At 67.0% G+C, this 23,521-nt stretch carries 21 protein-coding genes and 1 pseudogene; 7 read left to right on the top strand and 15 right to left on the bottom strand.

Annotation, left to right across the window (positions count from 1 at the left end; all coding sequences use genetic code 11):
* Positions 1 to 44: 44 nt before the first annotated feature.
* Together ACIRRA_RS16885 and ACIRRA_RS16890 are read right to left on the bottom strand one after the other, a co-directional pair.
* Complete coding sequence (locus ACIRRA_RS16885; RefSeq protein ID WP_402768361.1) at positions 45 to 329, bottom strand: WhiB family transcriptional regulator; 285 nt, start codon at positions 327 to 329, stop codon at positions 45 to 47.
* A 49-nt stretch (positions 330 to 378) separates the two neighbouring features.
* Entirely contained in the window at positions 379 to 819 is a 441-nt protein-coding gene (locus tag ACIRRA_RS16890) for a hypothetical protein (protein ID WP_402768362.1), read from the bottom strand.
* Positions 820 to 1,040: 221 nt separating this feature from the next.
* On the opposite strand from ACIRRA_RS16890, the gene ACIRRA_RS16895 reads away from it, so the two are divergent.
* Positions 1,041 to 1,922 carry an alpha/beta fold hydrolase gene (locus ACIRRA_RS16895; RefSeq protein ID WP_402768365.1) on the top strand — a complete coding sequence of 294 codons (882 nt, stop codon included), beginning with the start codon at positions 1,041 to 1,043 and terminating at the stop codon, positions 1,920 to 1,922.
* Positions 1,923 to 1,991: 69 nt separating this feature from the next.
* Here the strand turns inward: ACIRRA_RS16895 and ACIRRA_RS16900 are convergent, their stop codons facing one another.
* Positions 1,992 to 2,777, bottom strand: coding sequence for a helix-turn-helix domain-containing protein (locus ACIRRA_RS16900; RefSeq protein ID WP_402768368.1), 786 nt, complete (start codon positions 2,775 to 2,777; stop codon positions 1,992 to 1,994).
* Between the two features lie 354 nt (positions 2,778 to 3,131).
* Here ACIRRA_RS16900 and ACIRRA_RS16905 point away from each other — a divergent pair, with 354 nt between their 5' ends.
* Complete coding sequence (locus tag ACIRRA_RS16905; protein WP_402768371.1) at positions 3,132 to 4,880, top strand: NTP transferase domain-containing protein; 1,749 nt, start codon at positions 3,132 to 3,134, stop codon at positions 4,878 to 4,880.
* Here ACIRRA_RS16905 and ACIRRA_RS16910 read toward each other — a convergent pair.
* The 4 genes and pseudogenes from ACIRRA_RS16910 to ACIRRA_RS16925 all read right to left on the bottom strand — a co-directional run bounded on the left by ACIRRA_RS16910 (position 4,861) and on the right by ACIRRA_RS16925 (position 7,207).
* Positions 4,861 to 5,136, bottom strand: a complete 276-nt coding sequence (locus tag ACIRRA_RS16910; protein ID WP_402768374.1) for a hypothetical protein — start codon at positions 5,134 to 5,136, stop codon at positions 4,861 to 4,863. The two genes, ACIRRA_RS16905 and ACIRRA_RS16910, sit on opposite strands and share 20 nt — an antisense overlap.
* Positions 5,137 to 5,226: 90 nt before the next feature.
* A complete protein-coding gene (locus ACIRRA_RS16915) occupies positions 5,227 to 5,955 on the bottom strand; it encodes a helix-turn-helix transcriptional regulator (protein WP_402768377.1) in 729 nt (242 codons plus the stop codon).
* A gap of 263 nt (positions 5,956 to 6,218) precedes the next feature.
* Positions 6,219 to 6,569, bottom strand: a pseudogene (locus ACIRRA_RS16920) (glutathione ABC transporter ATP-binding protein); the annotation flags it as partial.
* Between the two features lie 176 nt (positions 6,570 to 6,745).
* The gene (locus ACIRRA_RS16925; protein ID WP_402768380.1) at positions 6,746 to 7,207 is read right to left on the bottom strand and encodes a YdeI/OmpD-associated family protein; all 462 of its coding nucleotides are present in this window, start codon (positions 7,205 to 7,207) and stop codon (positions 6,746 to 6,748) included.
* A 301-nt stretch (positions 7,208 to 7,508) separates the two neighbouring features.
* Between ACIRRA_RS16925 and ACIRRA_RS16930 the strand changes: the two genes are divergently transcribed.
* From ACIRRA_RS16930 to narI, 5 genes are read left to right on the top strand one after another with little or no spacing between them, the layout of a single operon-like run.
* On the top strand, positions 7,509 to 11,267 hold the full coding sequence (locus tag ACIRRA_RS16930) for a nitrate reductase subunit alpha (protein WP_402768383.1): 3,759 nt from the start codon (positions 7,509 to 7,511) through the stop codon (positions 11,265 to 11,267).
* A 10-nt stretch (positions 11,268 to 11,277) separates the two neighbouring features.
* Positions 11,278 to 13,050: a nitrate reductase subunit beta gene (gene narH, locus ACIRRA_RS16935; RefSeq protein ID WP_402768711.1), complete on the top strand. Its 1,773-nt coding sequence runs from the start codon at positions 11,278 to 11,280 to the stop codon at positions 13,048 to 13,050.
* The gene (locus tag ACIRRA_RS16940) at positions 13,047 to 13,223 is read left to right on the top strand and encodes a hypothetical protein (protein WP_402768385.1); all 177 of its coding nucleotides are present in this window, start codon (positions 13,047 to 13,049) and stop codon (positions 13,221 to 13,223) included. Before narH ends, ACIRRA_RS16940 begins: the two co-directional genes overlap by 4 nt.
* Positions 13,220 to 13,921, top strand: coding sequence for a nitrate reductase molybdenum cofactor assembly chaperone (narJ, locus tag ACIRRA_RS16945; protein WP_402768388.1), 702 nt, complete (start codon positions 13,220 to 13,222; stop codon positions 13,919 to 13,921). Before ACIRRA_RS16940 ends, narJ begins: the two co-directional genes overlap by 4 nt.
* Positions 13,918 to 14,652, top strand: a complete 735-nt coding sequence (gene narI / locus ACIRRA_RS16950; RefSeq protein WP_402768391.1) for a respiratory nitrate reductase subunit gamma — start codon at positions 13,918 to 13,920, stop codon at positions 14,650 to 14,652. Before narJ ends, narI begins: the two co-directional genes overlap by 4 nt.
* Before the next feature lie 325 nt (positions 14,653 to 14,977).
* On the opposite strand, the gene ACIRRA_RS16955 is transcribed toward narI, so the two are convergent.
* From ACIRRA_RS16955 to ACIRRA_RS16990, 8 genes are all read right to left on the bottom strand, one after another.
* On the bottom strand, positions 14,978 to 16,339 hold the full coding sequence (locus ACIRRA_RS16955; protein ID WP_402768393.1) for a DoxX family protein: 1,362 nt from the start codon (positions 16,337 to 16,339) through the stop codon (positions 14,978 to 14,980).
* A 294-nt stretch (positions 16,340 to 16,633) separates the two neighbouring features.
* Positions 16,634 to 17,302 carry a hypothetical protein gene (locus ACIRRA_RS16960; RefSeq protein ID WP_402768396.1) on the bottom strand — a complete coding sequence of 223 codons (669 nt, stop codon included), beginning with the start codon at positions 17,300 to 17,302 and terminating at the stop codon, positions 16,634 to 16,636.
* Positions 17,303 to 17,442: 140 nt separating this feature from the next.
* Positions 17,443 to 18,978: an alkaline phosphatase family protein gene (locus tag ACIRRA_RS16965; protein WP_402768399.1), complete on the bottom strand. Its 1,536-nt coding sequence runs from the start codon at positions 18,976 to 18,978 to the stop codon at positions 17,443 to 17,445.
* A 165-nt stretch (positions 18,979 to 19,143) separates the two neighbouring features.
* Complete coding sequence (locus ACIRRA_RS16970; protein WP_402768401.1) at positions 19,144 to 20,508, bottom strand: acyltransferase family protein; 1,365 nt, start codon at positions 20,506 to 20,508, stop codon at positions 19,144 to 19,146.
* The gene (locus ACIRRA_RS16975) at positions 20,505 to 21,410 is read right to left on the bottom strand and encodes an SGNH/GDSL hydrolase family protein (RefSeq protein WP_402768404.1); all 906 of its coding nucleotides are present in this window, start codon (positions 21,408 to 21,410) and stop codon (positions 20,505 to 20,507) included. Before ACIRRA_RS16975 ends, ACIRRA_RS16970 begins: the two co-directional genes overlap by 4 nt.
* 18 nt (positions 21,411 to 21,428) lie before the next feature.
* The gene (locus ACIRRA_RS16980) at positions 21,429 to 21,809 is read right to left on the bottom strand and encodes a hypothetical protein (RefSeq protein ID WP_402768407.1); all 381 of its coding nucleotides are present in this window, start codon (positions 21,807 to 21,809) and stop codon (positions 21,429 to 21,431) included.
* 174 nt (positions 21,810 to 21,983) lie between these two features.
* Positions 21,984 to 22,844 (bottom strand): SGNH/GDSL hydrolase family protein, encoded by an 861-nt coding sequence (locus tag ACIRRA_RS16985; RefSeq protein ID WP_402768410.1) that lies wholly within the window; start codon positions 22,842 to 22,844, stop codon positions 21,984 to 21,986.
* Positions 22,845 to 22,927: 83 nt separating this feature from the next.
* Positions 22,928 to 23,326: a hypothetical protein gene (locus ACIRRA_RS16990; protein ID WP_402768412.1), complete on the bottom strand. Its 399-nt coding sequence runs from the start codon at positions 23,324 to 23,326 to the stop codon at positions 22,928 to 22,930.
* Positions 23,327 to 23,521 lie beyond the last annotated feature (195 nt).

Below are 23,521 nucleotides of genomic sequence, written 5' to 3' on the forward strand. Positions count from 1 at the left end.
GTGCTCCGCGCTGAGCCGGATCACCCGGAGGGTCCGATCACCCTTCAGGCCGCGCCGCGCTCGTAACGACGGCGCTCGCGCGGCGAAAGACCGCCCCAGATGCCGAAACGCTGATCGTGGGTGACTGCGTAGTCGAGGCATTCCTTGCGTACCTCGCAGGAGAAGCAAATGCGCTTGGCCTCCCGGGTGGAGCCGCCCTTGTCGGGAAAGAATGCCTCGGGATCGGTTTGGGTGCACAGCGCCTGCTGGTGCCAGGTTTCGTTTTCGCCTCCATCGCGGCGGGCGAGGGATTCGAACATTGCGTCGAAATTGGTGAAAAGCAGCTTCACTTCCTCTATCCCTTCAATATGTATCGGAAAGAAAAACGCGCGGTATGTTTTATGCGTGGCCCATACCGCAGTCACCACTGACAGCGGCGAGGCGGGCCTGCTCACCATTGACGAAGATACGACGGGCATGCACGGCCGCCGGCGCATCCGACCACGGCGCGAGCGCGGTGGTGAACATGAGTTCGCACCAGCTCAATGCCGGAACCTCACCACACGCGAGGGTATTCAGCAGAGACAGTTCCTGGTCGCTGTCATTCCAGGCGGCGAAAAGCCAGGAGGCGTCCAGCCGGCCCAGGAATTCTTCGGCGTCTTCCGGAAGGCCGAGCGGAGCATCTACCGCGAGGTGAACCACGGCGGAAATCGCGTGGCGCATCCGCGCATCCAGGCCGACCCCGTCGTGCAGCAGCAGACCTTCGAGCGACTCCCGCAATCCCGCGCCGCGATCGATCCGGAAGTCGTTGCGTCGAGCTGCGGTGGTGGCGTCGAGCATATGTTTCCTCCCTTGATATTGCGCTTGTCCCAAAAGCGTCACGGCCTGATTAAAAGTGCCTCGCGATCTTGTTGTCCAGTTTTGAGGCAATCTAGGGCAAACCCCTAGCAGTACTGACACCGGCCAGTGTGGGTACCCGTCGGGAACCTCACCGAACGGTGCCCGGCACCACACGGGCAAACGTCTGGGGAGCGGCCACTTCCGCCGCTTAGGGTCTGACCATGCCTTATGTTCAATCAGGTTCAGCGACAGTTCATTACGTCACCAGCCAGATCAACGGCCCGACCTTGCTGCTCGCCCACGGGTTCTTCATGGACGAGTCGATGTTCGAGCCGATGCGCGAACCTCTGGCAGACGCCGGTGTCAACCTCGTAACGGTCGATGCGCGGTGCCATGGTCGCACCCGGTCACCCGATGGCGAACCGTTCAGCTATTGGGATCTGGCGGCGGACGGATTGGCGGTCCTCGATGAACTCGGAATCGAGAAGGCGGTCATCGGCGGAATGAGCCAGGGCGGCTACGCCGCATTGCGCATGGCATTGCTGGCGCCGGAGCGGGTGCAGGGCCTGGCCCTGATCGATACCGAGGCCACCGCGTGCAATCCGGCCGAATTGGCCTACTACCGTGAATTCTTCGAATGCTGGACCGGTCCGGAGCCGCTGGCCCCGCTGGTCGCCGAATTGGCCCCGCAGCTCATCGGCGGCACCGATCCGCGGCTGTGGCGCACCTGGACCAGCCGCTGGTACAGCTCCGATCGCCAGAGCATCGTGCTCGCCGCCCGGTGCCTGATGGACCGGCGCTCGGTACTGCATCGACTACCGGAGATATCCGCGCCCGCGCTGGTGGTGCGCGGTAGTCACGACGCCAACAGCACCGCCCAGAAGTCCGAGGCGTTGGCCACCGGGCTGGCCGGGGCCGACGGTGTGGTCACCATTCCGGGCGCGGGACACGGCGCGGCCTGGACTCATCCGGAAGTGGTTGCGCCGCTGCTGATCCGGCTGGTCGAGCGGTCCAACGCCCGGCGGGAGAACCGGCCGGCGCGGGCGCTGTCGACACCGTGGCCGCGGATGCGCGTGGGACGCGAGATCCAAGCCGCGCAGTGACGGGGAGCCTTCTTCCCCGAGTGTTCGAGGGAGCAGGCCGTGCCCATGGCGGTCACGGCCGGCGGATACTCACCCGGCCTCGGGCCAGCTCGGGATGCCGAGGAAGATCTGAATCTGACTGGGGTAGGCCGCATTGAAGACGCTGAACAGCTGCACCGCGATATCGAAGCGCCGGTTGCTCTCGCGGTCGCGCAGGCGCATGGTGGCGCGGGGCCGACCGTAGGCCGCGACGCCCTCGTCCCACATTTCCCGGAAAAGTCCGAAACGTCCGAGTTCTGCGAGAAATTCAACCGACCAATCGGTATCTCCAGAGCTCGCGATCAGACCGCGCAACCAGTGCACGGTGAGCCGGACCTCCTCCTCCCACTCGACCATGACCTCGCGGGCGGCCTCGTTACCCAGAAACCAGCGCAGGATATTGATGTCCCGCTCCAGCCCGGGGAAGGCACGGGAGTAGCTTTCGTTGCAGGCGAGCACATTCCAGCGGGTGTCGACGTAGGCGGCGAGATTTGGTTCGTGCAGGTCGAGGGCGCGGCGCATATCGTCGGTGATTTCACCGCGTAGTTTTTCCACGGTGGGGAATTCGCTCACGCCGAGTCCGGCCAGATCGAGCAGATGCCGGCGCTCGACGGCCGACAGCGGGGTTATTCGGTCCAGATATCGCAGCAGCGCATCCACCACTTCGCGGGTGGGGTGGCCGCGATCGCCCTTCTCCAAATGGCTGATGTAGCTGGCGCTCACGCCGGCATTGAACGCCAGCCTTTCTCGTGATACGCCTCGTGCATCACGCAGGCGGCGCAGCAGCAGTCCGAATGTCGGCGGCTTCAGATCGTCGGAGTCCCTATCCGGTTTCACGCCCAGCACCACGCCGTTCCCTCTCCGCAAACATTTAGCAAACTAATCTCATTGCTCCGGGTCCTCACAGCACCGAACAGTGGGACCCGGTGTGGCGCCCGGTGTGAACCGTGACGAACGCCGCGTACTCCGCCAGTTCTCAGGTCGGATACTGCCATATGAGATTGTTCTCAACGTTAAAACAAGACCATTTCTACTATGTGTCGTACCACATCTCATAACACAACGACTATCGGCAATTGCTTGGCAAGCGCAGGTTTCCGGGCGCGCCCAACAAGCTCTGAACAGCCTGCCACTACGATCTTCAACCATGCGCTGTGAACGAAGGACACACCCCTACCCCGGATCGGGCTCGTGACACCCGTCGACGCCATCGTGCTGGCCGGTGGAAAGGCCAGCCGGATGGGCGGGGTGGACAAGCCGGCCATCGTGGTCGGCGGGCAGTCCATGCTGGACGCAGCGCTGACGGCGGTCGCCGGCTGCGCACGCACCGTGGTGGTGGGCCCACATCGGCCCGAATTGTCGCCGGAAATCCTTCAGGCACAGGAGATACCGGCCGGAGCGGGCCCGGTGGCGGCCATTGCCGCAGGGCTGGGCGCCCTCGCCGGCTGTGAGTTCCCGGCCGCGCTGATCGTGGTACTGGCCGCCGACATGCCCTTCCTCACCGCCTCTGCGGTGGACGAACTGCTCTCCCACGCACGGGAATCCGGCAGCGACGCGGTCTTCGCCGCGGATTCCTCGGGCCGCCCGCAGTATCTGGTCGGGGTGTGGCGGCGCGCCGCCCTGGTCGCGGCGCTGAAAAACCTGGATTCCCTGGTGAATCAGCCGATGAAGGCGCTGGTGCCGGTGGAGACCGCCATGGTGGCGCTGCCCGGCGTGGACGACTGCGACACCCTCGAGGACGTGCGACGGGCCCGGACCGGGGCGGCGCGCACCGCCGCGCCGCTGTGGCTCGACGAGGCGCGGGATGTGCTGCGCGGGAGCATCTCCCCGCTGCCGGTGCGCCGCGCGGTGCTGCGCTCCGCGCGTGGGGCGACGCTGGCCGCGCCCTTGCTCGCGGCGGACGCCCTGCCGCGCTTCGATGTCTCGGCCATGGACGGTTACGCGGTGAGCGGCGACGGGCCCTGGCAGCTGCGCCGCGATATCGGTTTCGCGGGCGGCCAGCGGCCGGTGGGCCTGCTGGACGGCGAGGCGGTGCGGATCGCCACCGGCGCGCACGTGCCCGACGGTACCGGTTCGGTGGTACGCGACGAGTTCGTCCGCCTCGAGGCCGACGGGACGCTGTACCGGCTGCCGGACACTCCGATTCGCGAGGATGTGCGCCGGCGCGGCGAATACTGGCTCCCCGGTGCGGAAGTCGCCGCCGCGGGCACCCCGGTGACGGCGGCGCTGATCTCGGTGGCGGCCAGCGCGGAGGTCGCGGCGGCGGACGTGCGCGGCCCGGTGCGGGCGCGAATCGTCATGACCGGCGATGAGATTCGCGGCGAGGGGCCGCTGCACACCGGTCAGACCCGGGACTCGATCGGGCCCATCCTGCCCGATGTCCTGGGCTGGTACGGCGTAGCCACCATCGATCGGGTTCACCTGCGCGACACCGCGAATGCCTTCGACGAGGTGCTGGTCGCGGCCGCGGACTGCGATCTGCTGGTCATCGTGGGCGCGACCGGCGGCGGCGCGGCCGATCAGCTGCGCTCGGCGCTGGACCGCTCCGATGCCACGATGCTGCTGCGCCGCCTGCGCCTGCGCCCCGGGGGTTCCACGGTGGCGGCGCAATTGGCCTCCGGCACAGTCGTTCTGGGGCTGCCCGGTAATCCGTTCGCGGCGATCGCCACTCTGCTCACGCTGATCGGCGCCACGGTCGAGGGTCTGACGGGCGCGACCCCGGCTCACCCGATCGTGGGCCCGCTGGTGAACGCCGCCGAGCTGACCGCGCCGGTCGCGCGCATCGTCCCGGCCCAGGCGCTGCCCGGAGGCGGCTTCCGAGGCGATCTCCGGCTGCGCACCGCGCATCTGGCCGATCTGCTGCACCGCGACGGCATCGTGGTCGTCCCGGCCGACGCGGCGGACGGCGCGCCGGCCGAATTCATCCCGCTGCGTGGGTGATCCGGTCCGCTGGTAAAGCGTCTCGATCACCAGTCGTCGAGCTCGGCGCGGTTGAGATCCATCGGGCGGTGATGAGTTCGGCGCTGATGCCCCGCCACGGCACGCCCTGCGGACAGCGTTCCAGGAAGCCCGCGCCGATGAGGTTGTCCACGTCGAGCAGGCTGGTGCCCATGGGGATGCGGCCGACCTGTTCCACGCCGCTGGCCACCGCGATCTCGCAGTCCCCGGCGACAAGTCGCCAGTACTCCAACGGCATCCAAGATCCCCCACCCCGGTAGGCGAGCAGAAGCGCTGCACTCCAGCGGATTTGCGGTGGTGCGCCTCACCCGTACCGGGTGAAGCGGGTTCAGCCGGGGAGCCCGAGCACTGTCAGCAACTGCCCGGGGTAGGCGGTGCTGTCGAGCCTGCCGTGCTGGGCGTGGACTTTGCGCCGCAGCCCGGTCACCGGATTGCGCAGCTGCACGGCCCAGACATGCGGTGCGAACTCCACGCCGCCCTCGGACCAGGCCTGCCGGAATTTCGGGAATTCTCCGAGATCATGAATGAGATCGGCGAATCCGTCGGTATTGCCCGATCGCCCGATCAATCCGCGCATCCAGCGGGTCACCCGGCGGGCATCGGCCTCCCAGTTCACTATGACCCGGGTCGCCAGCTCATTGCCGAAGAACCAGCGCAGCATATTGCCGTCCTCGGTCAGGCCCGGGAAGGCGGCGTCCCAGCTGTCATTGCTGGCCAGCAGGTTGGCGCGAATGTCGATCAGGGCGGCCATATTCGGGCTGTGCAGTTCCAGGGCCCGCATCATCTCGGGTGTGATCGCCGCGCGCAGTTCCTTCGGGGAGGGAAGCTCACCCGATCCCAGGCCCACGAGGTCGCCGAGCTGGCGGCGATCATCAGTGGAGAGCGGGTCCAGCCGGTGCAGATAGCGGGTGAGCGCCTCGACCACTTCCCGGGTCGGGTTGCCGCGGTCGCCTTTCTCCAAATGCGTGATGTAACTCGCGCTCACACCGGCGTTGAATGCCAGGCGTTCGCGGGAAACACCGCGATTGTCGCGCAGGCGGCGGAGCAGGCTTCCCAAGGTAGGTGCTTCGAGTTCCGGAAAATCCTGTCCATATACCGCTTTCGCGCCCACCTGGTTCCCTTCTGTACGGAATCCCGGCAGCCCACCCAGCCTCCCGGTGGAGGCAGCGCCGAGATCTCCTTCGAGACGGATACTTACACAGATTCGGATACGACCCGTTCTGCGCGGCAAATCCAGTTAGTATCACCGGATACTCCTATTGGTATAAGTTCCGGTGTGTCCGTGGCTGTCAGCGCGGAATGGTGCTCCCCAAATTACTCTCAGGCCCCCAACGCGAGGGGCACTTGCGTGGACACGATTTCGTCTCGGCGGGCGCGGGCCGGATCCGGGGCGGGAACCGCGTCCAGCAGGCGCCGCGCGCACTCCTCCCGCGGATGCTGGAAAAGGGCCGTGACCGGGCCTGATTCGACTGTACGACCCTCCCGCGGCACCACCGCGCGGTCGGCCACCTGATGCACGACGCCGAGATCGTGACTGATGAACAGGCAGGCGAATCCGTATTCGGCGCGCAGATCGGCGAACAGTTCGAGCACCTGCGCCTGCACCGACACATCCAGCGCACTGGTCGGCTCGTCCGCCACCAGCAGTCGTGGCGCGAGGGCCAGCGCCCCGGAGAACGGGATCAGACTTCCGTGGAGGATGGCGTTCGACAGGGTCTCGACGGCGGCCGCCAATTCGGCGATGCCGCACGTGTCGAGTCATTCCCCCTTCGAACTCATGCACTGATTCCATCGCGAGCCCCCAGCACATCGGAGCCCGAAATGTCCTGCATACCTGCGTAATTCGACTAGTCATTCACTAAATTGCCGCTCTCCCAGTCAATTTCAACGACCGAACAGCTCCCCTTCTTGGCGCCGGTGACGGCGGTGACGTGTTCGCGGCGGCTGGTGTAGGAGAGTGCGTCGAAGGCAGCTTGGGCGCCCACCGCGTGCAGGACCGCGGCCGGGTCGTCGGGAATGGTGAGGGCGCGGTCGGCGGTGTCGCGTTCGACGGTTACCGCGACCTGGTCGCCGGGGCCCTTGCCGAGTTCGGCGCGGATGGCCTTCAGCAGGCCGAGGCAGGGGCCTGCGTTCATGTTGGCGATGGAGCCGCGGTAGGGGATGCTGTCGAAGGTCGCCTGGACGGGGATGCGGCCGCCACCGCCGAGGGCGGTGATGATGCCGGGGGAATGGGAATGTATGCACCGCCGTTTGCCGCGGTCTCGATCACGCCGTCGAATCGTTGGATGGGTGCACGATATAGCGATCACTCAGCAATCCAGCGGTGTGTTAACAAATATTAAGTAACCGAGAACCGACCGTTTCGGAAGCTTCACCGCTACTGTCCCGGAAGCCCCTTCCGAGAACTTGTTTCACTGCCTGCGAGGTAGTTTTCCCAGGTCGCGACCGCAAGGTGTGACCTCGGCCGCTACCCCGCAGTGACCGGAACATTGCGGCGATCTCACAGCTCACAAATGCGCTTCGAGCATTGTGAGCAAACCGTTTTGATGCCTCCCCCGGCGTCCCTACAGTCGAGCCAGCAGCCCGGTTTTCCAGCTCGAAGGGGGCGTTATGGCTATTACGCAGAACGGACACTCGTCCGCCGATGCGCTGCTTCGACTGGGGAAGTACTTCAACCGCGGCGAAGTGTCCGGTGACCTGCGCACCCTGCACAAGGTGGGCGGGCGCGAGGCCGACGAGTTCTACCGGGATCGGTGGTCGCACGACAAGGTGGTGCGGTCCACGCACGGCGTGAACTGCACCGGTTCGTGCTCGTGGAAGATCTATGTCTCCGACGGCGTGATCACCTGGGAGTCGCAGCAGACCGACTACCCGAGCGTCGGTGCCGACAAGCCGGAGTACGAGCCGCGCGGCTGTCCCCGTGGCGCGTCGTTCTCCTGGTACACCTACTCCCCCGCGCGCATCCGCTACCCGTACGTGCGTGGCACGCTGCTGGAGCTGTACCGCGACGCCAAGACCCGGCTCAAGGACCCGGTGCTGGCGTGGGAGTCCATTGTCGAGGACGCGGACCGGGCCAAGGCCTACAAGTCCGCCCGCGGCAAGGGCGGGTTCGTGCGCGCCGAATGGTGGGAAGCCGCCGAAATCGCCGCCGCCGCACACGTTTACACGATCAAGAAGTACGGCCCCGACCGCGTCGCGGGCTTCTCGCCGATCCCGGCCATGTCCATGGTCTCGCATGCCGTGGGCGCCCGGTTCATCTCGCTGATCGGCGGCTCGATGCTGTCGTTCTACGACTGGTACGCCGACCTACCCGTCGCCTCGCCACAGGTGTTCGGCGACCAGACCGACGTGCCCGAGTCCGCCGACTGGTTCGACGCCGGCTACCTGATCATGTGGGGCTCGAACGTCCCGGTCACCCGAACCCCGGACGCGCACTACATGACCGAGGCCCGCTACCGCGGCCAGAAGGTCGTGGTGGTCTCCCCCGACTACGCCGACAACACCAAGTTCGCCGACGAATGGGTGCCCGCGCGCCCGGGTACGGACGCCGCCCTGGCCATGGCCATGGGTCACGTGGTGCTGCGAGAGTTCTTCGTGGACAAGCAGACTCCATACTTCAACGACTACGTCAAGCGCTACACCGATCTGCCGTACCTGGTGGTGCTGGACGAGCACGAGGGCGGCTGGTCCACCGACGGCGACTACAGCGGTCACACCTTCACGCCCGGCAAGTTCCTCACCGCCGCCGATCTCGGCCGCACCGGTGAGGGCGTCGAGCACCAGACGGTGCTGCTGGATGCGGACGGCAGTCCGCAGGTGCCAAATGGCTCGCTCGGCCACCGCTTCAACGAGGCGGGCAAGGGGCGCTGGAATCTGGACCTGGGGGACACCGATCCCCTGCTGACCCTGCACGGGCGCACCGATGATGTTGCGGCTGTGCAGTTCCCCCGCTTCGATGGTGGTGGGCGGGATGGCGACACAGTGGATGTCCTCACCCGTGGCGTGCCGACCACCGTCATCGCGGGACGACGGGTGACGACGGTGTTCGACCTGCTGCTGGCGCAGTACGGCGTAGCCCGGTCCGGCCTGCCCGGCAGCTGGCCGACCGGCTATGACGATGCGACCCAGCCGTACACTCCCGCCTGGCAGGAGTCGATCACCGGCGTCCCCGCCCAACAGGCCGAACGCCTCGGACGCGAATTCGCCGACAATGCCGAGCGTTCCAAGGGCCGGTCCATGATCCTCATGGGCGCGGGCACCAATCACTGGTTCCACTCCGACCAGATCTACCGCTCCTTCTTCACCCTGACCCTGCTCACCGGCTGCCAGGGCGTGAACGGCGGCGGCTGGGCGCATTACGTGGGCCAGGAGAAGTGCCGCCCGGTGACCGGTTGGGCCACACTGGCTTTCGCCTCGGACTGGCAGCGGCCGCCGCGGCAGATGCAGGGCACCGTGTTCTGGTACCTGGCCAACAACCAGTGGCGCTACGACCCGTTCACCTCCGAATCGTTCGCCTCGCCGCTGAGCAAGGGCACCTTCGCCGGGCGCACGGCCGCCGACAACATCGCGCTCGCAACCCGTCTGGGCTGGATGCCGTCGTATCCGACGCTCAACCGCAACCCGCTCGATCTCGTCGACGAGGCCGAGCAGGCAGGCAAGACCCCCGCGGATTACGTGGTGGACGGCCTGAAGTCGGGCGATCTCCGCTTCGCCTGCGAGGATCCCGACGCGCCCGAGAACTTCCCGCGCGTGCTGACGGTGTGGCGCGCCAACCTGCTGGGTTCCTCCGGCAAGGGCAACGAGTACTTCCACAAGCACCTGCTCGGCGCGGACTCCAACCTGCAGACCACCGAGACCACCGGGGTGCGGCCGCAGGAACTGGAATGGCGCGACGAGGCCGCCACCGGCAAGCTGGATCTGCTGATGTCGATGGACTTCCGCATGACGTCCACGACCCTGTTCTCCGACATCGTGTTCCCGGCCGCCACCTGGTACGAGAAGCACGACCTGTCCTCCACCGACATGCACCCGTTCGTGCACGCCTTCTCCCCGGCCATCTCCCCGCCATGGGAGGCCAAGACCGATTTCGAGGCCTTCCACCGCATTGCCCGCGGGTTCTCCTGGCTGGCAGAGAAGCACCTGGGGGTGCGCCGGGACCTGGTCGCCGTGCCGCTGCAGCACGACACCGCCGACGCGCTGGCGCAGGCCGGCGGGCGGGTGCTGGACTGGAAGCACGGCGAATGCGAAGCCATTCCGGGTGTCACCATGCCGAAACTCGTTGTCGTCGAACGTGACTACCCCAACGTCGCGGACAAGATGGCCGCGTTGGGTCCGTTGGTCGAAACGCTGGGACTCACCACCAAGGGTGTCACCACTCTGCCCGATGTCGAGGTAGATTACCTGCGCGGCGTCAACGGCACTGTGGTTTCCGGTGTCGCGCAGGGCCGTCCGTCCCTGGCCAAGGACACCCACGCGGCCGAGGCGATCCTGGCACTGTCCGGCACCACCAACGGCCGGCTCGCGGTGGAAGGGTTCCATGCGCTCGAACGGCGCACCGGAACCGAGCTGGCCGATCTGGCTGCCGAACACGAGGGGAAGCGAATCACCTTCGCCGACACGCAGGCCCGGCCCGTTCCGGTGATCACCTCACCGGAATGGTCCGGGAGCGAGACGGGCGGGCGCCGCTATTCGCCGTTCACCATCAATGTGGAGCGGTCCAAGCCCTGGCACACGCTGACCGGGCGGCAGCACTTCTATCTCGACCACGACTGGATGATGGAGCTGGGCGAGCAGCTACCGATCTACCGGCCGCCGCTGGACATGACCGCGCTCTTCGGCGAGCCGAAAATTGGACACTGTGCCGAGCCGGGTATCGGCAAGGCGAGCGGGAACGGCGTGACCGTGCGGTATCTGACGCCGCACTCGAAGTGGTCGATCCACTCCGCCTACCAGGACAACCTGCACATGCTGACGCTCTCGCGGGGCGGTCAGGCGATCTGGATGTCGGACAGGGACGCCGCGAAAATCGGTGTCGCCGACAATGATTGGATCGAGGCCATCAACCGCAACGGCATTGTGGTGGCGCGCGCGATCGTGTCGCACCGCATGCCGGAGGGCACGGTGTTCATGTATCACGCCCAGGACCGCGCGGTGAACGTGCCGCGCATCGAAGGCACCGCGGATGTCAAGCAGGGCAAGGGTAAACGCGGTGGTATCCACAATGCGCTGACCCGGATCATGATCAAGCCCTCGCACCTCATCGGTGGCTATGCGCAGCAGTCGTTCGCGCTGAACTACCACGGCCCCACCGGAAATCAGCGCGACGAGGTCACCACGATTCGCAAACGCTCGCAGGAAGTGGAGTACTGATATGCGTGTGATGGCGCAACTGGCCATGGTCATGAACCTGGACAAGTGCATCGGCTGCCACACCTGCAGCGTCACCTGCAAGCAGGCCTGGACCAACCGTTCCGGCACCGAGTACGTGTGGTTCAACAATGTGGAAACCCGTCCGGGACAGGGCTATCCGCGTCGCTACGAGGACCAGGAGAAGTGGAAGGGCGGCTGGACCCTCGACAGGAAGGGCCGGCTCACCCTCAAGTCCGGGTCGCGCATGAAGCGGCTGCTCAATATCTTCGCCAACCCGGACCTGCCCACGGTGTCGGACTACTACGACCCGTGGAGCTACGACTACGACAATCTGCTGTCGGCGCCGCAGATGGACACCACGCCGGTGGCGCGGCCCAAGTCGCTGATAACCGGTGAGGACACCAACGTCACCTGGGGCGCGAACTGGGACGACTCGCTGGGGTCGGGCCCCGAGCAGGTGGGTAAGGACCCATTGCTGGCCAAGCTCTCCGAGCAGGTCAAGCTGGAGTTCGAAGAAACGTTCATGTTCTACCTGCCGCGCATCTGCGAGCACTGCCTCAACCCCTCGTGTGCCGCGTCGTGCCCCTCGGGTGCGATCTACAAGCGCGCCGAGGACGGCATCGTGCTCGTCGACCAGGACAAGTGCCGCGGCTGGCGCCAATGCGTCACCGGATGCCCGTACAAGAAGATCTACTTCAACCACAAGACCGGCAAGGCAGAGAAGTGCACGTTCTGCTACCCGCGTGTGGAAGTCGGCATCCCCACCGTCTGCTCCGAAACCTGCGTCGGGCGACTGCGCTACATCGGCGTCATGCTCTATGACGCCGACAAGGTCCTCGAAGCCGCCTCGGTGCAGAACGACCAGGACCTCTACCCGTCGCAGCTGGGCGTGTTCCTCAACCCCCACGACCCCCGCGTCATCTCCGAGGCCGAAGCCGCCGGCATCTCCCCGGAATGGATTCAGGCCGCCCAGGATTCACCGGTCTACAAGCTGATCGTGGACTACCAGATCGCGTTGCCGCTGCATCCGGAATACCGGACCATGCCCATGGTCTGGTACGTGCCGCCGCTGTCGCCGGTGGTCGACACCCTGACCCAGACCGGGCACGACGGGGAGAACCGCAACAACCTCTTCGGCGCCATCGACGCCCTGCGAATCCCGTTGGAGTACCTGGCCGAACTGTTCACCGCCGGTGAAATCGGCCCGGTCCGCGCGTCGCTGCAGCGGTTGGCGGGGATGCGGTCGTTCATGCGCTCGATCAACCTCGGCCAAGAACCCGACCTCTCCATCCCGGACGCGGTCGGGCTCGAACCCGAAGAGATCGAAGCCATGTACCGGCTGCTCGCCATCGCGAAATACGAACACCGGTACGTGATCCCCTCGGGCGCGACTTCGCGTGCCCACGAACTGGATTCGCTTGCTACCGGTTGTTCCCTGGACACCGACGGCGGGCCCGGCATGACGGCCTTCGACTACATGGCCGACAAGTTCCACCTCACCGACACCAACGACGCTTCCCCCGACCGGAAATCCAACCGGATCAACCTGTTGAACTGGGACGGCAAGAGCACGAAAGGCTTGGTGCCCACCGAAAACGGCACCAATGGCTCCGGTGCCGATGGCCACGGCGGGAACGGAGCGAACGGCAGCGGCGCCGTCGCATCCACCGCCACGTCCGGCAACGGCAACGGAAACGGCAATGGCCACCATGGTTCCGGCATCGACGGCGTCAGCAACGGCGCTACCGCCGCCGAGCCGGAACCCACCGGAGCCACACGATGAACCTGCTGAGATTGCGCCGGCGCACCGCACCCGCCGTTACCGCGCACGAGGACGATCGACGGCACGCGTGGCGGCTGACCGCGCTGTCGCTCGACTACCCGCACCCGCGGACCCGCGCCAGGATCGACGAACTCGACGCCGCCGCACCGGAATCCACCGGAGTCACGCGATGAGCCTGCTGAAACTGCGGCGACGGCCCGAACCCGCCGTCGCCATGAGCGAACGTGATCGGCGGCTGGTGTGGCGGCTGGGCGCGCTGCTGCTCGACTATCCGAGCGCGCAGACCCTGGCCATGCTCGACGAACTCGACGCCGCCGCAGCGGAATTGCCGGACACCGTGCGTCCGCTGCTGGACGGGTTCCTCGCGCACCTGCGCACCGGCGATGCGATCGCGCTTGCCCAGGAGTATGTCGAGACCTTCGACATGCGCCGCCGGGCCAGCCTGCACCTGACCTTCTACGCCTACGGGGACACCCGCAAGCGCGGGATGGCGCTGCTGCGTTTCAAGCACGCCTACCGGCATGCCGGGGTCGAGCTCGGCGACGAGGAACTGCCCGACCACCTGCCCGTGCTGCTCGAATTCGCCGCCACCGTCGATCCTGTCGGCGGCGAACGACTGCTGGGCGAACATGTCCCGGTGCTGGAACTGCTGCGGTTGTCGCTTTCCGACAGCGGATCTCCCTACGCCGGGGTGCTGGCGTCGGTGGTGGCGACCCTGCCACCGGTCACCACCGCCGACCGCCGGCGCATCGCCGAACTCGCCGCCCAGGGCCCGCCCGAAGAAGCTGTGGGCATTGGCGGCACCGCCGCTGGACTCGAGCCCTTCGCCATGGACCCGCTCGCCTTCACCGGATCGGAGGCCCGCCGATGAGCTCCGCGCTCTGGCTGATGCTGCCCTACATCGCGTTCACGTCGTTCGTGCTCGGGCACCTGTGGCGCTATCGCACCGACCAATTCGGCTGGACCACACGGTCTTCGCAGGTGTACGAGTCGTGGCTGCTGCGTCTGGGCAGCCCGCTGTTCCACTTCGGCATGCTCGGGGTGATCGGCGGGCACGTGCTCGGCGTGCTCATCCCGCAGTCCTGGACCGACGCCGTCGGCATCTCCGAGGAGACCTATCACGTGGTCGCCGTCTCTGCGGGATCCGTTGCGGGCGTGGCGGTCATCGCCGGGATCGGCATCCTGCTCTACCGCCGCGTCACCGTCCCCGCCGTCCGTCAGGCCACCACCACCAATGACAAGGTGATGTACATCCTGCTGGCCGCCGCCCTGATCACCGGTCTACTCAACACCGTCGGCAGCAACCTGCTCTGGGGCACCTACAACTACCGCGAGACCGTCTCCCCCTGGTTCCGCAGTATTTTCACCCTGCACCCGCACCCCGATCTCATGGTCGGCACCCCCTGGACCTTCCAGGCGCACGGCCTGATCGTGTTGTCCCTCATCGCCTTCTGGCCCTACACCCGCCTGGTCCACATGTTCTCCGCGCCCATCGGCTATCTGGTCCGCCCGTACGTGGTGTACCGCGCCAAGCCGAAGAAGTCCGCGGACAAGACCCGCTACGCGCGCGCCTGGGATACCCCCGCCATTCCTCGTCGCTGAGACACCGGGCGTGCATCGATTCATCGATGGCGCCCGGTCCCGGCCGGTGTTATGGCTCGGCGCGGATGCGGACGGGTGTTCTTCTACGCCGAGCGGCTCGACAAAGTGCGGGCCGCGATGAAGTCGACGACGTCCTGAGTGCGCGAGTCGGGCTGCTCCCGCGCTGCGCGCGTCAGCTGTCCACCGGTGAACGTTCGGAATGTCCGCGTCCGCGCCACAGTGGCCGTACTCCCGGGCATCGCCCGCAGACCAGCCGCGCGAACCGACAGGACGATGTAGCTGCCATCCGCCCGGCATGCGGCGCGTCGCAACGAACACGCCGTCACTAACGGAGGTAGGGGACGGGCTGGACCCAATGAAATCCGCGCGAGATCAGCCGGAACCGGTCGAGGTCGACGCGGGTCAGGCGCAGATGCACCGGACGGCCGGCCAGCTGACCGTTCAATATCAGCTGATCGGGCTGGGGCTGTTCATAGTTCAGGACCGCGAGCTTCCACTGGTGCGCCGGATCCCTCGTAATGGTCACGGTGTGCAGATCGGTATCGATCTCCACCGGGAATGACACCAGCGAGTCGTCCATGCGCTGGGCGGTCACGCCCTGCGGGACGTCGAAGATGAGACGGCGGGAGCGGTCCAGTGGACCTGCGAGCTGCCCATCCGGTGGCGAGGACCGGAAGTCGACCAGCGCCGGGACCTCCTGGCCCGCGACTGTATATTCGGTGACGTTCCAGATCCCGTACAGCGGCGAGTGCGGCCGGCCGTTCCCGTACGCCTGCCAGGCATCATGGCCCTCGGCGAGAGTTGCGAGGAATATCCACACCCCCAGAATCGCCTGTGCCGCCACCAGGATTCGTCGCCCGCGCACCGAGGAGACCAGCGGCTCGGGCACGCGCACCGGCACTGCCCGGCCGACCAGAGCCCGGACGGTGCGTCCGATATCCGGGGCCGCCAGCACCGTCGCATACACCAGCAGCTCACCGGAGAGGATCTTCACCGGCACATCGAAGGTGAGGTTGAGCAGGAACACCTGGAGGGTCACCACGACCGACAGGAGCGCACCCAGTCCCGCGGTGAACGGCAGGATCAGCAGCAGACCCGCGGTGACTTCCGCTGCACCCAAGGCGATTTCGTACGGCTCAGAGCTGGCCGTCTGCGACCACAACACCGCCATCGGGCTGAGATCGCCGAACGGCTCCACCAGCCGGTCCAGCGCGAACGCCATCTGCGACGGCAACAGTTTCGTGACGCCGTACAGCAGCAGGGCGCTCATCAGGGCCAGACGTACCACCATCCGGAACCACGCGTACAGCCGCACATAGTCCGGCCGCCGCCGATCCAGCACCGACCACACCGCCGTGACCGGCGCCGCGACGACCAGCAGGGTGAAAATCGACACCCAATTCGCCGCGGTATCACCGCTTCCCGTGAACGACCAGTCGACATGGACGCCGAAGATATGCTTCCCCAGCCAATCCGTGAGCGGATGCAGTGCTGTCCATTTCGCCACACCCATCACGGTCTGCTGCGAGACTCCTACCGACCGCAGCAGCATGTGCAGCACCCATACCCCGGCCATTCCAACGCCCAGCGTCACGAATGAATACCGGAACACCATCCGCCGCAACGGACTCCATCGCGGCTCACCCGTCCCCGCGACGTCCGCCTTGACGGCCGACTGCACAACCACGCCGATTCCTCCGAGAGCTACCGCAACTGATTACCCTGCGGCGCTGAACGTTAGGTCAGCGAACGGCCGGCTCGTACCCGCCAAATCCCTTGCCCCTGCACCCCTTGCCCCCGGGATCGGGGCCAGAGGTGGCGCCGGCCGACGGCCCCGGCTGGGCGCAGCCTGCGTCGAAGGCTGATCGTGCGCTAGCTCTTCGCCCGGGCGTCCCGCTTCGAGTCTGATCCAGCGCAATGGCGGGCGGGCGCTGACGGACCTGCCCGCCCTGCCCTGTCTCGGATGCGGACGGGTGTTCTTCTACGCCGAGCGGCTCGACAAGGTGCGGGCCGCGATGAAGTCGACGACGTCCTGGGTGCGGGGGTCGGGCTGTTCCCGCGCCGCGCGCGTCAAGCGATCCAGAGCGTCGTCGAGGCGGGAACTCGGGCCGTGCTCGGCGAGCAGGACGGCAATGGCCTCCCAGGTGGCGGCGGTCGGATTCGGTTGCGCCAGTAGCTCTTCGAGATAGCCGTCGGGGTCGAGCAGGCGCAGCGCGCGGCGGGCGTGGGCGTGGACGCGCCGGGGCAGCTCTGCGCGGATGAGGTCGATATCGCCGGGCTGGACGTGACCCGGCTGGTCGGGGTCGAGGCGCACCGACCACAGCTGGTCCGGGTCCTCGGGCAGACCCTCGCCCGGGAGCAGGCCGGGCCCCGCCGCGGTCTCGATCGCGAGAGGCGCACGGCCCAGGCGTTCGTTGCGCCAGTTGCGGAATTCCCACCACGCGGTCGGGGTCGCCCAGGCGCCCAGCCCGAATCGGAGCATCTGCTGTCCACCGGTGAATGTCCGGAATGTCCGCGTGCGCGCCACGGTGGCCGTACCGCCGGGCATCACCCGCACCCAGGTCGGCTCGGCCCCCTCAAACCCGTACGGCTGCAGCAGTTTTCCTGTATCGCGCATCAGGCGGCGCAGCGCCGACTCCGGTTTGACCATCCCCGCAGACTAGCCGCGCGAACCGACAGGATCCCGCACCTCCCCATCCGCCCAGGATTCCGCGCGTCGCGCGGGACACGCCGCGCAGGCACACCGGGTGTGCCTGCGCGATCAGGTCATCCGGACGGGCAAGGGCACCGTCAGTGGCCGGACCAGATGTCGTTCACCGTGGCCGCGTAACCGTCGTTGTTGGTCAGGGGCTTCAGGCCCAGGGCGGTGTCGATCGTACGGAGCAAGCCGTACTGATCGGTGCGCTGGGAGCTGGTGTAGCCGGGCTTCACGGTGTTCTGCGAGCCGAGCACGATGGTCGGGACCCGATTGGGGAACAGCGGGCCGAACGCCTTGGTGGCACCCTCGTCCCAGGTCAGGATGAGCAGCGAGCGCTGCTGCTTCCAGGCCGGGGAGTTCAGGATGGTGGGCAGGGTGGTGCTCAGCCAGCTGTCACCCGAGGCGACGCCGCAGCCCTCCATGTTGTGGCATTCATTGGCGGCGAACCACACGAAGTTCGGGGTGGTGGCGGCGGATTGCAGGTCGGTCGTCATCTGCGTGAGCGGCTGCAGGTGCGCCGCGCAATAGCCCTGGTTGGACTTCATGTTCTGGAAGTACAAGAACGGCAGGTCATCCGGGTAGTACTGGCCGTGGGATGCCTGGTCGCAATTGCCGTTGGCCTCTTCGGCGTAGCCCTTCCAGCTCTTGCCCGCCGCGTCCACACTGTTGCCGATGTGGCGCGCGTCGAGGGTCGTCGTACCCACGCTGTTGTCGACCAGCCCGTACAGTCCGCCCGCCGCCAGCGCGACATAGTTCGGATCGCTCGGATGCGTCGTGGCGTAGGACTGGCTCAGCGTCGCGCCCTGCGGCCGCAGGCCGTTGATGTAGGGGGCCAGTGGATTACCGATGATTCCGGTGAGCCCGTCGTAATCCTGGTTCTCCATGTAGACCACGAAGACGTGGTCGTAACCAGGCACCGTCGAGGCGGGCGCGGTCAGCTTCGGCGCGGGCAGTGCAGCGCCGATGGTGAACGACAGGTTGTCGGCGTAGCCGTCGTTGGTGTCGCCGTAGGTCCAGGTGAAGTTCAGCTGGATCTTCACCGCGCGCGTGCCCTTCGGCAGGGTGCCCTTCGTATCACGCTGCAGCAGACCTGTTTTCAGGCCGCGATCGATGCTGCTCACGTCATCGCACTCGGCGGAACCGAGCTGGGACCCCGATGCGCTGAGGAACGTCGCCGTCATGTTGACCCGATCGTCCTGGGCACCGTACCCGCCCAGCCAGCCATTGAGATCGAAGCTCACGCCACCCTGGTCGATGGCCGCACCCGCGGCCGAGACGTTGATGGTCTGATCCATCTCGGCATTACCGGTGCCGCCGCCGGCGAAGAACTTCGAACCCCGGTTCGACGGACCCGGCGAGGACGCGTCCGGCCATCCAGGCTGCCCGTAGCACACCGCATTCGGCTCACCGTAGCCGATATTCCAGCCCGGCAGGGTCATGCCGTCCAGCCCCTTCGGCGAGCACTGTGCCACCGCCTCGGCATCGCCATCCACGATCAGGTTCGGGCTCGTGACCGCGGCGTGCGCCACGGTCGGTGTGACAGCCGAGCCCCCGAGCACGGCCAGTGCGGCCGCCGCTGCGATAGCGAATGGTTTGCTGCGATAGTCTCCAACGCCGTTGTGGCGCATACATGTTCCTTTGCGAGTCGACACCGAAATGCGCTCCGAATGAAACATGTTTCAGATGTCGACTCGCCCTGCCACCCATGGCCAGGCGATGAACACCGCCCACCGAATGGACACGCGTTCACCGCATGGAAACGCTACTGCCGCAAGCAGTTCGCGCAGCGGATGCTAACCCTTCGCCCGGGCGTCCCGCTTAGAGCGGGCGAAGTTGCGCATGATCGGCAGGTCGACCCAGTGGTAGAGCACCGCGGCGATGGCGGTGGAGAGGACCAGGCACAGCAGGGAGAAGCCCGCCCAGCCGAGAATGCCGAACTCCTTGCCGCCGATCAGGTATCGGGTGACCAGGACCATGACCGGGAACTGGATGAGGTAGAAGGCGAAGGACACATTGCCCAGCCACACCATGCGCGGGTGGGCGTTGAGGCCGCGGATGCCGGCCAGGTCTCGCGCCGCCATGGTGGCGACCACCGCGGTCATCGGGGGGAGCAGCAGCACGGACATCTTGTAGTTCACCGGCACCACCCAGGTCGCCGCGTACGCGACGGTCAGCGCCAGCAGCGGCCAGGCGAGATTCGTATTGCGCCAACGACCTTCGAGCACCATGCGGGCCGCCAGCACCCCCAGGAAGAACTCCGGCAGGCGGGACAGCGGGAAGGTGTAGCTGAGCCAGTACGACGGAGACACCGGGATGTCGGGCTGCTGGAACCAGGCCGGGGAGGCGTGCAGTTCGTAGTACGGCGACGTGTTGCCCGGAACCAGGCGCGGCGCAAAGGCATTCGCGATGCCCTTCGGGCCGTCCACCCAGAGGAAGTACGAGGTGTGCAGCGCGACGATGCCCAGCATCAGCAGGCCCATGGCCAGCAGCAGCCGGCGGGTCGGGATCCGCGTGATGAGCGGCAGCAACAACGGAAAGCTCAGGTAGAACAGCATTTCCGCGGCCAGCGACCAGGACGGCACATTCAAGCCGCCGACCGTGGTCCACTTCGGCACCCAGGTGTGCACCAGCAGCAGGTTCGGCACCCACACCACAGCGCGGTGCAGCGGCACACTCGCGACCACGATGAACGCGGCGGCCGCCAGCAGGTGTGTCGGGTAGATCTTCAGTACCCGCCGCCGGTAGAAGCCACTCACCGACATGCCCGGCCGGAACGACCAGTAGATGATGAAGCCGGACAGCACGAAGAAGAAGGTGACGCCCGCGGCCCCGAGCTGCATCGGGATCCACTCGTGGATGTGGCGGAACAGCGCCGACTTCTGGAACGGGTAGACCGGCAGGAACACCAAGGCGTGCAATACGAATACCGCGAACGCCGCCCACCACCGCGCGCCGGTCAGCGAGGGCAGCGCGGGCCGCTCCCGCCGGGCGCGCTCGGCGACGGACTCGGTGCGGCCCTCGGTCCGGGCGGGCTCGGCGGCCCGGACCGGTTCGGCGGCCCGGGTGGACGGGGCGGGCTGGAGAAGCTGCGTGGCGTACTGCTCCACCCCGAGCGCGGCGGAGGCCTCGCGCGGGGCGACTTCGGGTGGGCGGGTCATCGTGCGTACCTCTCGTACAGTGCGTTTGCTACCACGGCGTCGCCCTGGGGAGCGGGGTGGAACGGCAGACCGGCGATATTGACTTTCGGGTCGAACACTCCGTTGACCCACTGCTGCGGCGTACACAGCCCGTGCCCGGCGGTGAGCGCGCGGGCGTCGAGGTATTCCAGGTTCAGCTGCGCGGCGGCTTCCCGCTCGGCCTGGTCGATCCGATTGAGGTACTCGACGACGGTGCGGCCGCGCGGCTGGGTGGCCGGGACGCCGGCGATATCGAAGCAGATGGCGTCCTGGTCGGGCCGGAACAGCTCCGGGTAGCCGACGATCACGACGTGCGCGTTCGGGGCGTAGTACCGGATGTACGCGATGACCTTGCTGATGCGGGAGGCGTATTCGGCGCCGGTCACGTTCTGCGGGTCGACCATTCGGCCGGCGGCCACCGCGTCGGGACCGCAGCCGCCGACGACGTCGTAGAAGCAGTGCTCGATCGAGGTCCACGGGGATTGCGCGGCGCCGCCCCAGACGTCATTGAGGCCGAACTGCACCGTCACCAGCTTGGTGTTCGGTCCGAACGAGCCCGCCTTGTCGGCGTTGCTGGCCTGGACCTTCAGGGTGTACCCGTCCCCGGTGTCGAGCGACGCGCCCGGACACGACTGGTTCCACATCCGATCGGTGCCCTGCACGCCCATCAGTGCGCTCAGCTGCACCGGCCACGCGGTGTCGCCGTGGTCGCACTTCTTCTCCTGCGACAGCGGGTTCCAGCCGTTGGCCGTGAACGAGTCGCCCAGGATGACGAGTTCCTTACCCTGCGGAACCGAATCCGCTTGCGCCCCCGATGTTCCCGTCATGACCGCGGCGAACGCGACCACCGCGGCACACAGCCACCGACCGTTGTTTCCCGACACGTATGTTCTCCGGTTTCGTCAGTAGCCTGCGCGGGGCTCGAACCCGGGGGCATCCAGGGTCGGCGGCGCGGGCTTGGGCGCCTGCTGGGTCTGCGGCGCGGGCTTGGGCGCAACCGGTTGTGCCGCAGGCGCTTCGGGCGCTGCGGGGGCCACCGGCTGCGGGGCGGGTGCTTCGGTGGTGGCCTCCGGGGCCACGGCGGGCGCGGGGGCCGCGCTCGGCGCCGGGGCGGCGCTGCTCGCGGGGGCGGCCGAACTGCTCACGACCGCAGCGGTGGTGCTCGCCTGGGTGGTGGGCGTGTCGGCGGCCTTGTCGCTTCCACACGCCGCCAGCGCGCCGATCAGCACGACCCCGCCGATGGCGGCCGCCGCAGTGCGCGCGCCTGGGATACGGAACTTCATGGAACCCTCGAATCGCAAATTGAATGGTGACTTTTCACTTTTGCGCGGAGTGTACAAGAGGCCCCGAGGGCCGGAGTGCGGGATTCAGCAAACCACAAAACCCCTGGACAATCGGGAAACTCGACGAGGAGGCTATCAATGATCAACGGGCCGATCGACGGAATCTCGATGGCATCAGTGCCCGTATCGGTCGTAGATGGCGTTGGCGACCACGGCGTCGCCCTGACTCGACGGGTGGAAGAACAGGCCGTCGAGATCGGTTCGCGGATCGAACACGCCATTCAGCCAGGGCTGCGACGAGCAGAGCCCATGACCGGTGGTGAGCGCGCGGGAATCCAGGAACTCGATACCCAACAGCTGGGCGGCTTCCCGCTGCGCCTGGTCGATGCGGTCGAAGTACTCCACCACCGCGCGACCGCGCGACTGGATGAACGGCGCGACGCCGCCGATGCTGAGACAGACCGTGCTGCTGCCCGGGGGGAACAACTCCGGATAGCCGACGAACACGACGCGGGCGTTCGGCGCGTAGTACTTGATGTAGGCGACCGCGTTGCTCATGCGCTTGGCCATCAATGCCCCGGACACACCGTTGTAGTCGGGCATCCGGCCCTGATCGACCGACTCCGGATCGCAGCCGTCGACAAGGTTGAACACGCAGCCCTGCAACGACTTCCAGAGCGTCTGGTCGTTCTCGCCCCACTTGTCGTTGAGCCCGAACTGCAGCGTGACCACTTTGGTATTCGGCCCGAAAGCGCCTGCCCTGTCCGCTTTCTGAGCCTCCTGGGCCAGGCTCCACCCCGGGCCACTGTCGATCGACGCGCCAGGGCAGGAGGGATCGGCCATCTCGTCGGTCCCGTACACGCCCATGAGCCTGCCCAGCTGCACCGGCCAGGCCGTCCGGCCGTGGCGCAGGCAGCTGTTGCTCTCGTCGAAGAAGTCCCAGGCGTTCGCGGAGAACGAATCACCCAGGACCACCAGCTCTTTGCCCGCGGGGGCGGCATCCGGCGAGGCCGGATCCGCGTTCGCAGCGGCCACGGTCGACACCGAGGCCGCTAGCGCTACCGCGGCGGCACACAGCCACCGCCCACCGTTATCCAGCACGAACTTGTCCGGCCTTCTCAGTAACCCGCACGCGGCTCGAATCCGGGCGCGTCCAGGGTCGGCGGCGCGGGCTTCTGCTGCTGCTGCGTCTGCGGTGCAGGCTTGGGCGCGGCCGGCTGCGGGGCGACCGGTTGCGGCGCGACGGCCTCCGGCGCGACGGGCTGCGGTGCGGCCGGTTCCGTGGCCGCCGGCTGCGGCGCGGGTGCCTGGGTGGTCGGCGCGGGCGCGACGGTCGTCGGCGCGGGGGCGGCCGTGGAGCTCACGGATGTGGCAGCGGTACTGGTGGCACCGCCCGGCGAACTGTCGGACGACTTGTCGCTGCCGCACCCGGCAACGCCCGCGATCAGCAGCCCCGCGCCGATCACGGCCGCGGCGACACGGACGGCAAACACCCCCACCGGTGTTGAAGACTTCATGGGTACCTCGAATTCAGGATCTGAAGTGACGTCTATTCACTTCAGCGGGCAGTGTACAAAACGCGTTCACCCCACCCACCCCGATTCGGGAAACTGCCCCCAACTTCGGGGGCATCGAACCCGATAATCCCTGGTCAAGCCTATCCCACCAAGTGGAACAGGTTCCAACGGAAGGTCACATCGGACCAACTCGCC

This window comes from Nocardia sp. NPDC101769 (assembly GCF_044766925.1).
Classification (GTDB): domain Bacteria; phylum Actinomycetota; class Actinomycetes; order Mycobacteriales; family Mycobacteriaceae; genus Nocardia.